15 protein-coding genes and 1 riboswitch are annotated in these 13,139 nt (G+C 72.9%); of the genes, 8 read left to right on the top strand and 7 right to left on the bottom strand.

Going from position 1 to position 13,139, the window contains the following annotated elements:
• Positions 1 to 101 precede the first annotated feature (101 nt).
• Positions 102 to 197, top strand: a riboswitch (TPP riboswitch).
• The 3 genes from thiM (at position 186) to thiD (ending at position 3,327) form a co-directional block, all read left to right on the top strand.
• A complete protein-coding gene (gene thiM, locus DEJ06_RS12555) occupies positions 186 to 1,052 on the top strand; it encodes a hydroxyethylthiazole kinase (RefSeq protein WP_181436839.1) in 867 nt (288 codons plus the stop codon). It overlaps the preceding riboswitch by 12 nt.
• On the top strand, positions 1,049 to 1,798 hold the full coding sequence (gene thiE, locus DEJ06_RS12550; protein WP_258372489.1) for a thiamine phosphate synthase: 750 nt from the start codon (positions 1,049 to 1,051) through the stop codon (positions 1,796 to 1,798). Before thiM ends, thiE begins: the two co-directional genes overlap by 4 nt.
• The gene (gene thiD, locus DEJ06_RS12545; RefSeq protein ID WP_111039511.1) at positions 1,795 to 3,327 is read left to right on the top strand and encodes a bifunctional hydroxymethylpyrimidine kinase/phosphomethylpyrimidine kinase; all 1,533 of its coding nucleotides are present in this window, start codon (positions 1,795 to 1,797) and stop codon (positions 3,325 to 3,327) included. The genes thiE and thiD overlap by 4 nt, the downstream gene beginning before the upstream one ends.
• Before the next feature lie 103 nt (positions 3,328 to 3,430).
• On the opposite strand, the gene DEJ06_RS12540 is transcribed toward thiD, so the two are convergent.
• The 4 genes from DEJ06_RS12540 to DEJ06_RS12525 all read right to left on the bottom strand — a co-directional run bounded on the left by DEJ06_RS12540 (position 3,431) and on the right by DEJ06_RS12525 (position 5,270).
• Positions 3,431 to 3,940, bottom strand: a complete 510-nt coding sequence (locus DEJ06_RS12540; RefSeq protein WP_111039510.1) for a metallophosphoesterase — start codon at positions 3,938 to 3,940, stop codon at positions 3,431 to 3,433.
• On the bottom strand, positions 3,937 to 4,407 hold the full coding sequence (locus tag DEJ06_RS12535; RefSeq protein WP_051596672.1) for a MarR family winged helix-turn-helix transcriptional regulator: 471 nt from the start codon (positions 4,405 to 4,407) through the stop codon (positions 3,937 to 3,939). Before DEJ06_RS12535 ends, DEJ06_RS12540 begins: the two co-directional genes overlap by 4 nt.
• Positions 4,408 to 4,490: 83 nt before the next feature.
• Entirely contained in the window at positions 4,491 to 4,952 is a 462-nt protein-coding gene (locus DEJ06_RS12530) for a VOC family protein (RefSeq protein WP_111030314.1), read from the bottom strand.
• A gap of 21 nt (positions 4,953 to 4,973) precedes the next feature.
• On the bottom strand, positions 4,974 to 5,270 hold the full coding sequence (locus DEJ06_RS12525) for a GNAT family N-acetyltransferase (protein WP_111023751.1): 297 nt from the start codon (positions 5,268 to 5,270) through the stop codon (positions 4,974 to 4,976).
• Between the two features lie 76 nt (positions 5,271 to 5,346).
• On the opposite strand from DEJ06_RS12525, the gene DEJ06_RS12520 reads away from it, so the two are divergent.
• Positions 5,347 to 5,982, top strand: coding sequence for an NADPH-dependent F420 reductase (locus tag DEJ06_RS12520; RefSeq protein WP_111039509.1), 636 nt, complete (start codon positions 5,347 to 5,349; stop codon positions 5,980 to 5,982).
• A 121-nt stretch (positions 5,983 to 6,103) separates the two neighbouring features.
• Here the strand turns inward: DEJ06_RS12520 and DEJ06_RS12515 are convergent, their stop codons facing one another.
• Positions 6,104 to 7,072: an aldo/keto reductase gene (locus tag DEJ06_RS12515; protein WP_111039508.1), complete on the bottom strand. Its 969-nt coding sequence runs from the start codon at positions 7,070 to 7,072 to the stop codon at positions 6,104 to 6,106.
• Positions 7,073 to 7,169: 97 nt separating this feature from the next.
• Between DEJ06_RS12515 and DEJ06_RS12510 the strand changes: the two genes are divergently transcribed.
• Entirely contained in the window at positions 7,170 to 8,417 is a 1,248-nt protein-coding gene (locus DEJ06_RS12510) for a hypothetical protein (protein ID WP_146245857.1), read from the top strand.
• Positions 8,418 to 8,429: 12 nt separating this feature from the next.
• Here DEJ06_RS12510 and DEJ06_RS12505 read toward each other — a convergent pair whose 3' ends face one another.
• Positions 8,430 to 9,287, bottom strand: a complete 858-nt coding sequence (locus DEJ06_RS12505; protein ID WP_017886578.1) for a LysR substrate-binding domain-containing protein — start codon at positions 9,285 to 9,287, stop codon at positions 8,430 to 8,432.
• A 136-nt stretch (positions 9,288 to 9,423) separates the two neighbouring features.
• Between DEJ06_RS12505 and DEJ06_RS12500 the strand changes: the two genes are divergently transcribed.
• Positions 9,424 to 10,746 (top strand): MFS transporter, encoded by a 1,323-nt coding sequence (locus DEJ06_RS12500; RefSeq protein ID WP_111023764.1) that lies wholly within the window; start codon positions 9,424 to 9,426, stop codon positions 10,744 to 10,746.
• 179 nt (positions 10,747 to 10,925) lie between these two features.
• On the opposite strand, the gene DEJ06_RS12495 is transcribed toward DEJ06_RS12500, so the two are convergent.
• Positions 10,926 to 11,573 carry an NAD(P)-dependent oxidoreductase gene (locus DEJ06_RS12495; RefSeq protein ID WP_111039516.1) on the bottom strand — a complete coding sequence of 216 codons (648 nt, stop codon included), beginning with the start codon at positions 11,571 to 11,573 and terminating at the stop codon, positions 10,926 to 10,928.
• A 108-nt stretch (positions 11,574 to 11,681) separates the two neighbouring features.
• Between DEJ06_RS12495 and DEJ06_RS12490 the strand changes: the two genes are divergently transcribed.
• A complete protein-coding gene (locus DEJ06_RS12490) occupies positions 11,682 to 12,044 on the top strand; it encodes a helix-turn-helix domain-containing protein (protein WP_071247254.1) in 363 nt (120 codons plus the stop codon).
• Positions 12,045 to 12,094: 50 nt separating this feature from the next.
• Positions 12,095 to 13,126, top strand: coding sequence for an NADPH:quinone reductase (locus DEJ06_RS12485; RefSeq protein WP_111039506.1), 1,032 nt, complete (start codon positions 12,095 to 12,097; stop codon positions 13,124 to 13,126).
• The last annotated feature ends 13 nt before the right edge of the window (positions 13,127 to 13,139 follow it).

The following is a 13,139-nucleotide window of genomic DNA, read 5'->3' as shown; positions in this document are numbered from 1 at the left end:
GGGTGGGGGCCCGGGGGGCATTGCGTCTGGCACGGTCCAACCCTGGCACACGGTGCCCGGAGCGGGCCTCGAAGTGGTCACCGGGCGTCGTGTACGGTGTCGCTCGAGACACGGGGTGCCGCATCCAGCGGCTGAGATCACACCCGTCGAACCTGCTCGAGCTCGTACTCGCGAAGGGATCGTCCATGGAAACCGTTGCGCCCTCCCCTGCCTGGGCCCACCGAACCGCCGAACTGCTCGAGGCCGTGCGTGCTCGGGCGCCGCTGGTGCAGTGCATCACGAACACCGTCGTGCAGAACGTCACGGCGAACGTGCTGCTCGCACTCGGGGCCTCGCCCGCGATGGTCGACGTGCCGACCGAGGCGGGGCCGTTCGCCCGCGTCGCCGATGCCCTGCTGGTGAACACCGGGACCCCGCACGCCGAACCGCGGGTCGCCGCGCTCGAGGCCGTGCACGCCGCCCGTGACGCGGGGACCCCGTGGGTCCTCGACCCGGTGGCGGTCGGCTCGCTGCCGGTGCGGACCGCCCTGGCACGCGACCTGCTCGCGCTGCGCCCGACGGTGCTGCGGGGCAACGCGTCCGAGGTGCTCGCCCTGCTCGGCGACTCGGCCGGTGGCCGCGGGGTCGACAGCACGGTGGGCACGGAGGACGCCCGGGTCGCGTCCGTCGCTGCTTCGGACGGGAGGCTCGTGGCCGCGGTGGCCGTGTCGGGTGCGGTCGACCTGCTGGTCGCGCCGGGCATCGGTGTGGTCCGGGTCGCGAACGGGACCGACCTGCTGACACGCATCACCGGTGGTGGGTGTGCGCTCGGCGCGGTCGTCGCCGCGTTCACGTCGGTCGCGCCGGAGGACGCGGGGGCCGCTGCCGTCGCTGCCACCGCCGTGCACACGATCGCCGCGGAGCTCGCGGCGCGGGACGCCGGTGGGCCGGGGACCTTCCAGCCGCTGTTCCTCGACCGGTTGGCGTCGCTGACCCCGGAGGACGTCGTCCGCGAGGCCCGGATCACGGTCGAGACCGCTCCCGCGGTCGACACCCGGGCGGTGTCCGCGTGAGCGGGCCGCAGTCTGCGGGGTTCGGCGTCTACCTGGTGACCGACGGCACCCTGGCTGACCGGCACGGCATCGGGGTGCTCGGGGTCGTCCGTGCCGCCGTGCACGCCGGGGTCCGGATCGTGCAGGTACGGGACAAGGACGCCTCGGCGCGTGACTTGCTGGCACTCACCGCGGCGGTCGCCGACGCCGTCGGGGACCGTGCGACGGTGGTGGTCGACGACCGGCTCGACGTCGCCCTCGCCGCACGGCACGCGGGACACCGGGTCGCGGGCGTGCACCTCGGCCAGTCCGACGTCCCCGTCACCGCCGCCCGTGCCCTGCTCGGAGCGGATGCCCACGTGGGCCTGACCGCGAACACGCTCGCGCACCTGGCTGCCGTCGAGCGACTGCCCCGCGGCGCCGTGGACCTGCTCGGCGTCGGGGTCGTGCACCCCACCGCGACGAAGGCCGACCACCCGCCGGCGCTGGGCCGCGACGGGTTCGCCCGGCTGGCCGCCGCGACCGACGTGCCGTGCGTGGCGATCGGCGGGGTGACCCTCGACGACGTCGCGCCGCTCCGGGACGCCGGTGCCGCGGGCGTCGCGATCGTCTCGGGCATCTGCGCCGCGGCCGACCCCGGATCCGCGGCGGCGGCGTACGTGGCCGCGTGGGGCCCTGGACCCGACCACGGGACGGAGGCGAGGCCGTCAGGTGCTGGCGATCCGTCCCTCCAGGCCGACGCCACGCACCACGGGGCGGACGCATGAGCGTCCCACGGGTGCTGACCATCGCCGGGACCGACCCGACGGGCGGGGCCGGGATGCAGGCGGACCTCAAGGCGATCGCCGCGCACGACGGGTACGGGATGGGGGTCGTGACGGCGCTCGTCGCGCAGAACACGCACGGGGTGCGGTCGGTGCACGTGCCGGACGTCGGGTTCCTGCGGGAGCAGCTCGACGCGGTGTCGGACGACGTCGTGGTCGACGCGGTGAAGATCGGGATGCTCGGCACCGCCGACGTCGTGCGGGTCGTGACGGACTGGTTGCGGGAGCACCGGCCACCGGTGGTCGTCGTCGACCCGGTGATGGTGGCGACGAGCGGGGACCGGCTGCTCGACGAGGACGCGGCGGCGGCCATGGGGGCGCTGTTCGCGCTCGCCGACCTGGTGACGCCGAACCGGGCCGAGCTCGTGGTGCTGGCGGAGCTGGCCGGAGTGTCGTCGTCGGCGTCGTCGCTGGATGCCGCGCGTGCCGTGGCGGCGCGGTGGGACGTCCTGCTGCTGGCGAAGGGCGGGCACGACGAGGGACCGACCTCGGACGACGTGCTCGTGGCACCGGACGGCACCGTGCGGGTGTTCACGGGTCCCCGGGTCACGACGACGAACACGCACGGCACCGGGTGCTCGCTCTCCAGTGCGATCGCGACGCTCGCCGCGCGGCACGGCGACTGGGAACTCGCGGTCGGCGTGGCGAAGGAGTGGCTGACGGCGGCGCTGCGCGGGGCCGACGCACTGTCGGTCGGGAGCGGCAACGGCCCGGTCGACCACGGGGCGCAGACGCGGGCAGCCCTGCCGGCACTGTCGTACACGGACGTGTGGTGGGCGGATGCGGCGTCGGTGCTGCAGGAGACGATCGGCTGCGCGTTCCTGGTGGGGCTCCGGGACGGGACGCTCGAGCCGGAGGTGTTCGCGGGCTACCTGGCGCAGGACGTCCACTACCTGCGGGCGTACGAGCGGCACCTGGCGGCACTCGGGGTCGACGCTGCCGGTGCCGGTGCCGGTGCTGCTGCTGCTGGCGGTGCTGCTGCGTTCTGGGCGGCGGCGGCGCAGGGGTGTGCCGACGAGGCGCGCGACCTGCACCACCGTCGGCTGGCCGGCTCGCACGCCGACGATCCCGTGCACCCCACGTGCGCCGGGTACCTCGCGCACCTGCAGGAGGCCGCCGACTCCGGCTCCCGTGCGGTGCTCGCCGCCGCGGTGCTGCCCTGCTTCCGGGTCTACGCCTGGGTCGGGTCGCAGCTCGGGGTCGCTCCGGACGGGCACGCCTTCGCGGACTGGATCACGGCGTACGGGGACCCGGGGTTCGCGGCGTCGAGCGCCGAGGCGACCCGGCTCGTCGAGGAGGCAGCCCGTGCGGCGACACCCGACGAGCGGGGGCGGATGGCGCGGGCGTTCCGGCGTTCGGCGGAGTGGGAGCTCGCGTTCTTCCGGATGCCGACGGCAGGGGCTGCTGGTGCCGGGGCCACCGCGGCTGCGGGCGGCGCGGTCGGGGCCGCCGAAGCGACACTGCTGCGCTGACGGCCGTCGAACACCCCGCGAAAGCGACAGATGTCGGAGAAGTTCCGCAGGGATCTGTCGCTTTCCGGAACGGGGGGCCGCCGGCACAGGCCGGCGACCGGGGCTAGCGGACGACCGGCGGCAGCCGCACCAGTTCGACGGACAGCTCGGCGCCGCTGACCGTGCCGCGCATCCACGTGTGGTCGGGCTGGCGACGGCGGTCGGTCGGCGAACCGGGGTTCAGCAGGCGCATCCCCGACGGCGCCACGGTGACCCACGGGATGTGCGAGTGGCCGAAGACGAGCACGTCGGTGTCCGGGTACTCGGCGTCCATCCGGCGTTCCCGACCGGTCGACGCCCCGGTCTCGTGCACCAGGGCGAAGCGAAGGTCCTCGACACCGAACCGGGCGACGAGCGGCAGCCGGTCGTCGAACTCCGGACCGTCGTTGTTGCCCCGCACGCCCTCGAACCGGCGGGACCGCGCCTGCACGGCGTCGAGGGTGGCGAGGTCGACCCAGTCCCCCGCGTGCACCACGAGGTCGGCCGCGTCGACGTCGGCCCACAGTCCGGGCGGCAGGTCCTTCGCGCGCTTCGGCAGGTGCGTGTCGGACAGCAGGACGAACGACGTCGTCACGACTCGGTGGGTGCCGGCATCGGGAGCCCGGCCTCGTCCGAGGCACCGAGGCGCTCCAGCAGCCCGGCGAGCAGTGCGATGTCGTCGTCCGACCAGTCGGCGAGCCGCTCGTCGAGCGCGTCCCGGTGCAGCTGCACCGACCGCTCGAGCGCGGCGCGGCCGGCGTCGGTCGCTTCGAGCGGCTTCGCGTTGCCGCTGCCGCCGTCCGTCGTCCGTACCAGTCCGGTCGCGAGGAGCCCGGACAGCTGCCGCGAGATCGTCGAACGGTTCAGCCGCAGGTACCGGGCGATGTCGATGGCCATGCAGCCCGGGTGCTGGACGACGAAGTCGACGAGGGACTGGTCGACGACGCTCAACACCTGGTCCGAACCGCGGGCCCGGATGCTCGCCCGACGGGTGATGCGGGCGAGCTCGGTGTACGCCCGGCTGATGTCGCTGTTGCGGACCCTCGAACTCGGGTGGTCCATGGTGGCTCCAGCCTGTCTGTGCCGGCGCCGGCCGGCGGTCTTCTCGTCCGGTCACACTACCGGCGGGTCCGCGGAGAGTGGGGTCAGTGACCGGAGGCCGCGGCCTGCAGTGCGGGGATGTCCAGCTTGACCATCTGCATCATGGCCTCGAAGACGCGGGCGTTGGCCTCCGGATCACCCGATCCGCTCATCAGCTCCCCCAGCATCGACGGGGTCACCTGCCACGCCAGTCCCCAGCGGTCGGTCAACCACCCGCACGCCGTCGGGCTCCCGCCGTCGGCGAGCAGGGCGTCCCACAGCCGGTCGAGCTCGTCCTGCGTGTCCACGTCGATCTGGAACGAGACCGCGTCGGTGTGCGGGTGCCCGGGGCCGCCGTTCATCGCGCGGTACGGGGCGCCGAGCAACGTGAACTCCACGACCAGGGCACGGCCGTCGGGCATCCGGCTGACGCTGTCGACGCGGCTGTCGGGGAACAGTCCGACGTAGTACTCGGCCGCCTGTTCGGCCTGGTCGTCGTACCAGAGGAACGGGGTGATGGTGGGCACGGGAGCCCCTTCGTTCGGTGCTCAGTCCGCGGCGCTGCGGCTGAGCAGGTCGGCTTTCTCGGGGTGTTCGTCGAACCACTTGCCGACGAACCAGCACATCGGGACGATGCGTTTCGTGGTTGACGACTCGACGTCGGCGACGGCGTACTCGACGAGTTGCGCCGCGTAGCCGTGGCCGCGGTGCTTCGGGACCGTGTACGTGTGCGGGAACGCCACCGCGTCACCGTTCACCCGGTAGTCGAGCACGCTCACGAGCTCGCCGCCGACGTACATCGCGTAGCGGTCCTGGTCGGTCTCGTCGCGGAACTCGGGGTCCATGCCGCCATCATGCTCCCGGCGGGGCGTTCGCGCCTCCCGGGGAATGCACGACGGTGGGCAGCGTTGCAGGGACACCATGACAACCATCGGAATCATCGGCGCCGGCAACATCGGATCCCAGCTCGCTCGACTCGCGGTACGGAACGGCCACCAGGTCGTCATCGCGAACTCCCGCGGCCCGGAGACCCTGACCGACCTGGTCACGGAACTCGGCGACGGCGCACGCGCAGCGACCCGCGACGAGGCAGCCGCAGCGGGCGAGATCGTCGTCGTGACGGTGCCGCTCGCCGCGATCGAGACGATCCCCGTCGAGCCCCTCGTCGGCAAGGTCGTCATCGACACCAACAACTACTACTGGGAGCGCGACGGCCACATCGCCGCCCTCGACGACCAGTCCACGACCACGGCGGAGATGCTGCAGGACCACCTGCCCGGCGCCCGTGTCGTGAAGGCGTTCAACCACATCGGCGCCGACGACCTCACCGGCCACGCGACGCCCGCCGGCACCCTCGATCGTCGTGCCCTCGTCATCGCCGGCGACGACGGCTCCGCCAAGCAGACCGTCGCCGAGCTCATCGACGCGTTCGGCTTCGACGTCGTCGACGCCGGGCCGCTCGCCGAGGGCTGGCGCATCCAGCGGGACACCCCCGGCTACGGCCCGCGGATGACCGCCGCCGAGCTGCGCGACGCCCTGGCCGCCGCGACGCGCTAGCGCCGCGCCGCCGACGCCGTTTCGCGCTGAGCGACACCCCACGGGCGCCGCAGCCCGTGACCTGTCGCTCAGCGCGAAACAACCGGGCGCGCAACGAGCCGACCCGGCGCGAAAAGCCCGCTCAGGCCCGATCGAAGATCGTCGTCATGTCGGCGATGTCGTCCTCGGTCGGCGTCCACGTCGTGCCGGCCTCGACGTTCTGCGAGATCTGCTCCGGCTTCGTCGCCCCCGCGATGACGCTCGACAGCCCCGGCTGCGCCAGGAGCCACGCGAACGTCGCCTGCAGCATCGTCACGCCCCGGTCGTCGCAGAACCGCTGGTACTCGTTGAGCACGTCCCACGGGGCATCCTCGAGCACCTGCGGCTTCGAGGTCGTCAGCCGCCCGTCGGCCGGGCCGCCCGCCTTCGTGTACTTGCCGGTGAGCAGCCCGTTGTAGAGCGGGAAGAACGGCAGGAACCCGAGCACGTACGCCCGCACCGCCGGCAGGACCTCGGCCTCGGCGTCCCGGGCGAGCGGGCTGTACTCGTTCTGCGCGGACACGAACGCGGTGGTCCCGGCGATCGACGCCGTGAGTTCGGCCTCGGCGATCTGCCACCCCGCGAAGTTCGAGTGCCCGACGTACCGGATCTTGCCCTCGCGGACCAGGTCGTCGAGGACCGACAGGGTCTCCTCGATCGGCGTCACCTCGTCCGGCCGGTGCATCTGGTACAGGTCAATCCAGTCCGTGCCGAGGCGGCGGAGCGACGACTCGGCCGCGAGCCGCACGTACCGGCGGGACCCGCGGACGCCCCAGTCCGGCCCGTTCGCGCCCTGCATGTCCATGCCGAACTTCGTGGCGAGGACGATCTCGTCGCGGCGGCCACGGATCGAGCGTCCGAGCATCTCCTCGGACATGCCCGGCACGCCGCCGTAGATGTCCGCGGTGTCGAAGAGCGTCACCCCGGCGTCCAGGGCCGCAGCGACGACGGCGTCGGTGCCCTCCTGCGACTCGGACGCGGTTCCCCGCCGCCCGAAGTTGTTGCAGCCGAGGCCGACGGTGGAGACGACGAGCCCCGAGGGGCCCAGGGGACGGTGTTCGATTCCGGTCATCACCCGAACGTACCGGCGACCCCGAACTGGGGCTGCGATCCACACAGCGGTTGCCGCTACAACTGAGCATGGATCAGTCGACGGAAGGAGCGCCGCAGTGGCAGCGCATCGCATGCCCGAATCGGACCGGCCCCGTCGGCCCGTCCCGGCCTGGGTGACCGCGCCGCCCGTCGACGAGGTCGCGCCCGAGCGGGTCGCCGCCGCCGGTCACGTGAACGCCTCCGGCCGGGAGGCCCGCCCCACCCCCGCCTCGTCACGCGCCGCCCACGCGGCACCGGTCCCACCCACCACGGTCGCCCCGGCAGGGAACGCCGCGGCTGAGCGGGCACCCGCCGCGCATGCGCCGGCCGCGCATGCACCGACGTCCGAGCCCGCGTCGATCGCCGCCCTGGTCGAAGCCGACGCCCCGGTGCCCGACTTCCCGCCGCAGCAGGAACTGCTGCCCCCGGCCCCGATGTCGCCGAACGTGCACACCGTGCCGTTCGAGACCCCCGCGGTGCCGCCGTCGTCGGTCGTCCCCGCCTCCGGGCTCGTGGTGCCGGTCTCCCCGGTCGCCGCCGCACCCGCCTCGGCGGACGCCGCACCACTCGTCGCACCGCTCACCACCCCCTCGCCGGAGGCCTCCCCGGCACCGCCGACCGCCGCACCCGCGGTGCCCGTCGCCGGACAGCCCCGGTTCTCGGTGCCCGGCCTCGAACACGTGGTCGTCGAGGGCACCGAACCCGAGCCCGTCGGCCCGATCGGCTACCGGACGCCCCGTCGCTTCGCCCACCAGCAGGCCGCCGCGCGGTCGGCCGCACCCGCTCCCGCAGTCGCACGGTCGTTCGACGCCGTGCTGCACGCGGCGCCCACCACCGCCGCTCCCGGCGGCCCCGCCGTCGCGACTCGAAACGCCGACGCGACCACGGCCGTGGTCGCACCCACCCCGGTGCCGCAGGGTGCTGGCGGAGACGAGGCGGGCCTCCCGACCGAACTGCTCGACCAGCCCGTGACCGCAGCCGCCCTGCCGGAGCCACGCCGTGCGCTCGGCGCGACCGCCGGTGCGGTGCTCGGTGCCGTCGCCGGGATCGCGACGATCGGTCTGGCGGCCTGGTGGTTCACCGCTCCCGCGACCGTGCACGGCGTCGGCGTGGTGCTCGGGCTGCTCGCGCTGATGCTCTCGATCGTGACGCTGCGCGACCGCACGGCCACGTGGCAGCGGCCGGTCGCGCTGCTCGGCGCGGTGCTCGGTGGCGTCGGTACGGTCGTGCTGCTGTGGGCGGTCGCGGCGGCGCTGCTGCCGCTCGCAGGGGTGACGCTGCCGGACGTCACCGGCACCGGCACGACCCCGACGCTCGCCCCGTAGCGCCGCGAGCGCTCAGACGGCGCGGACGACCCCACGGGACAGGATCGCGTTCGTCAGCGCATCGATCGGTTCCCGCTGCACCGTCGGGTTCGCGATGAGGACGTAGTCCACCGCCGGCAGGTCCGGCAGCCCGAGCCGCTGCGACACCTTCACCAGGTCGGCCGGGATCAGCGAGTGCGGGAACACCGCGACGCCGATGCCCGCGCGCACCGCGGCGAGCACCCCGTTGACGTCGCGGGTGTTGCAGGTGATCCGCCAGGTGCGGCCGGCGGCCTCGAGGGCGTCGATCGCCATCTGCCGGCTGATGCTCGGCGCCTGGTACGCGATGAGCGGGACGGGTTCGCCGGGTTCCAGGGCGATGCCGTCCTGCGCCATCCACACCATCTGGTCGGTGGCGACCCGGGTGCCCTCGGCGGACTCCCCCGCCGTCTGCTTGATGAACACCAGGTCGAGCTGGCCGGCGTGCACCCGGCGGAGCAGCGGTGACGACTGGTTCACCGTGAGCTCGAGGTTCACCTGCGGGTGCAGCCGTCGGAAGTCCCGCAGGATCCGCGGCAGCTGGGTGATGGCGAGGTCGTCCGCCGCCCCGAACCGCAGCCGCCCGCGGGTGGCCGCGCCGGAGAAGTAGGCGTCGGCGGTGGCGTGCGCGGCGAGGATCGTCCGTGCGAACCCGGCCATAGCGTCCCCGTTGTCGGTCAGGGCGACGCCGCGGGTGTCCCGGGCGACCAGGGTGCGCGCCACCGCGGTCTCCAGGCGCCGGACGTGCTGGGACACCGTCGGCTGGCTGATGCCGAGCCGGGTGCCGGCCTGCGTGAAGCTGCCGGTCTCCGCCACGGCCAGGAACGTCTGCAACAGGACAGGATCGAGCACGTCGCGCCTTCCGTCGGTGCGACCTCATTCGACATCGCAATGGAGTGATAGCCACCATAGGGGTATCGAATGGCCCGGCGCCACGTAGTTTCGTTGGGGTACCAGATCCACACCGACGTCCGGAGAACCCCGCACCGTGAGCGCGTCACCGACGACCCTCCCCCCGCCCACCGAACCGCTCCCGATCCAGGCCACGCGACCGCCGTGGCGCCACACGCTCATCGCCCTGTCCGTGCCGAACTTCCGGCTGTTCACGGCGACCAACCTGGTGGCGATGACCGCCGGCTGGATGCAACGCATCGCCCAGGACTGGCTCGTGCTGCAGCTGACCGGGTCGGTCGCGCAGGTCGGCATCACGGTCGCCTGCCAGTTCGCGCCGATGCTGCTGTTCGGGCTGCTCGGCGGCGTCCTGGTCGACCGGTTCTCGAAGCGCGCGCTCATGATGATCACCCAGGGAGCCTTCGCGGTGCTGTCCGCGCTGCTCGCCGTCCTGACGCTCGCCGGCGTCGTCGAGGCGTGGCACATCTGGGTGATCGCGTTCCTGGTCGGCATGGTCACCGTCATCGACAACCCGGCACGGCAGGTGTTCGTCACCGAGATCGTCGGGCACAAGCACCTGCGGAACGCCATCAGCGTGAACTCGTCGGTGTTCCAGCTCGGCGGCATGATCGGTCCGGCGCTGTCCGGGGCCCTGCTCGTCGCGGTCGGCGCGGGGTGGTCGTTCGGCGTGAACGCGATCGCCTGCGTCGCCGTCGTCGTGACGCTCGGGTTCCTGAAGGTCTCCGAACTGCACCGCACGCCACCGGCACCCCGCGGCAAGGGCCAGCTCGTGGAGGGCCTCCGCTACGCCGTGCACAAGCCGACGATCATCGTGCCGGTGATCCTCGTCGCGTTCTTCTCGGTGTTCGCGCTGACGATGCCCGTGCTGTTGTCCGCCTTCGCGTCACAGGTGTACGACGTCGGCGCCGGCGGCTACGGGGTGTTCAACTCCGCCGTGGCGATCGGCGCCCTGGTCGGTGCGCTGCTCTCCACCCGGAGGGCCGTCGTCCGGCTCCGCACCATCGTCGGCGGGGTGTTCTGGACGGGCCTGCTGCTCGTCGTCTCGGGGTCGATCCCGGCGATCGCACCGTTCACCGTCGCGCTGGTTGCTGTCGGGATGTCGCAGCTGCTGTTCCAGACCGCGTCGAACTCGCTCGTGCAGCTGTCGTCGAACGTGGCGATCCGCGGCCGGGTGATGTCGCTCTACGTCCTCGTGCTGCTCGGTGGACAGGCGATCGGCGGGCCGCTGATGGGGCAGATCGTCGACCGCTTCGGTGCACACGTGGGGATGATGGTCGCCGGAGGCGTGCCGGCTGCGGCCGCCGCCGTGATCGCGCTCGTGCTCGCCCGCCGGGGCGGCCTGCACCTGGCGGTGCGGATGCGCCACCACCTGCCGGTGCCGGCGATCGTCGCGCACTGACGCGGGGGCCCTGGCGGTGTCCACCCGCCGGCCTGGAGGCCCGTGGCGGCTCCGTCCCGCGCCTCCCGTCCGCCCGTTGGTCGCGTCGGGCGGTACGCAAGACACCGGTGTTCACGCTCGACGCCGCGGGATCCCGCGGTGTGTTGCGTGAACACCGGTGTCTTGCGAGGGGCAGTGCCTCAGTAGGCGACGCCGAAACGCGTCTGGTGGTGCGCCGGGGTGACGATCTCGTCGACGAACGCGATCGCGTAGTCGGCGCCGGAGATGTCCGAGTTGCCCTCGGCGTCGGCGAGCAGGACCTCGTCCGAGGCGCGGTAGGTGCCGCGACGCTCGCCCGGGTTGTAGCTGCCGAAGGCCGCGGCGGGGCTCACGTAGAACCAGTCGACCTCGGTGTGCGACGCACGGAGGGCGTCGAGGATCTGCGCGTGGCTCTTCGCCTCGCCCTTGAAGGCATCCGGGAAGCCGTCGGTGTCGAAGAGGCGGGGGCCGTCCTCGGACACGCGCATCGAACCGGCACCGCCGACGATGCCGAGCCGCGCACCCGCTGCGGCGGCGGCGTCGACGAAGTGCTGGAACTTGTCCTTCAGCTCGCTGCCGTCGGCCTGCACGGCGTGGAGCGAGACGATGACGACGTCGGCACCCTTGGTGACCTCGGACACGAAGTCGGCGTCGAACGCGTCGCCCTGCGCCAGGGTGAGGCCCTCGGCCGGCTCGAGCTTGCTCGTGTCGCGGGCGACCGCGGTGACGGTGATGCCGCGGGAGAGTGCCTCGTGGGTGATGGCGGAGCCGGCGTAGCCGGTGCCTCCGAAGACGACGATGTTGGTCATGGTGTTCCCTTCGTGGACGTGCTGGGCGTCGGTGACGTTGACAGTCACCGTACAAGAGTTACTCTCTTTGAGTAAGTAGGCACCTGGCGGTGCGTGACGGAGGACACCATGTCAGCACTCGAGTACAGCCCCTACGCGGCGGACTGCCCCAGTCGGCAGCTGCTCGACCGCATCGGCGACCGCTGGAGCGTGCTGACGATCGGCGCCCTCGCCGACGGTCCCGCACGGTACTCGGCGGTGGCGGCCCGGGTGCAGGGGGTCTCCCAGAAGATGCTCACCCAGACGCTGCGGGCCCTCGAGCGCGACGGCATGGTGACGCGGACGGTGTTCCCCGAGATCCCGCCGCACGTGGAGTACGAACTGACCGAGCTCGGGCGATCGCTGCGCACGGTGCTCGTGCCGCTGGAGGACTGGGCCACCTCGCACATGCCCGACGTGGCCGAGGCGCGCGAGGGGTACGACGCGCGCTGAGCGACCCCGCACTCGGAATCCCCGACGGCGACGAGTGGTTGCCTGGGGACATGCGATCGATCGTCTACACGAAGCCCGGTGCCAGCAGCGTCCTCGAACTCGTCGAGCGGGAGATCCCGGAGCCCGGTGCCGGTGAGGTCCGCGTCCGCGTCGTCGTCTCCGGCGTCAACCCGACCGACTGGAAGGCCCGTGCCGGCGGCACGTACGGCGACGGACTGCCCTTCCCCGAGATCACGCCGAACCAGGACGGCGCAGGTGTCGTCGACGCCGTCGGCCCCGGAGTCGACGGGCTGACCGTCGGTGACCGCGTGTGGCTCTTCATGGCGGCGGCGTCACGGCCGACCGGCACGGCACAGGAGTACACGGTCGTGCCCGAGTCGCGCGTGGTCCCGCTGCCCGACGGCGTCTCGTTCGACGTCGGCGCCTCGCTCGGCGTCCCCGCGATGACGGCGCACCGGGCCCTCACCACCCACGAGGACGGCCCCGCACGCCTGGGGTCCGGAGCCCTCGACGGCTTCACCGTGCTCGTCGCCGGTGGTGCCGGTGCCGTGGGGCACGCCGCGATCCAGCTCGCCCGCTGGGCCGGAGCGACCGTCATCACGACGATCAGCTCGGACGCGAAGGCAGCCCTCGCCACGGCGGCCGGCGCCCACCACGTCGTGAACTACCGCGAGGAGGACGCCGCCGAGCGCATCCGGTCGATCGCGCCCGACGGTGTCGACATCGTCGTCGAGGTGTCGATCCCGCAGAACGCCGCGCTGGTCGCCGACGTCCTGGCGAACCACGGTGTCGTGTCGATCTACGCGAACAACGGCGGCGACGAGGCGAGCCTGCCGATCCGCCCGAACATGAGCGTGAACGCCCGCTACCAGTTCCTGCTGCTCTACACGATCGGCGACGAGGCGCTGTCCGCGGCGGCCGAGGACGTCACCGAGGCGCTGCACGACGGTGTGCTGCCGGTCGGCGAGGACGCCGGGCTCCCGCTCACCCGCTTCGCGCTCGAGCAGACGGCCCAGGCGCACGACGCGGTCGAGCAGGACACGGTCGGCAAGGTGCTCATCGACGTGACCGAGGCGCTGTAGCTGCGACATCGGA

It is taken from the genome of Curtobacterium sp. MCLR17_051 (assembly GCF_003234395.1).
Taxonomy (GTDB): Bacteria; Actinomycetota; Actinomycetes; order Actinomycetales; family Microbacteriaceae; genus Curtobacterium; species Curtobacterium flaccumfaciens.
This window is presented reverse-complemented; position numbering and strand designations above follow the sequence as displayed.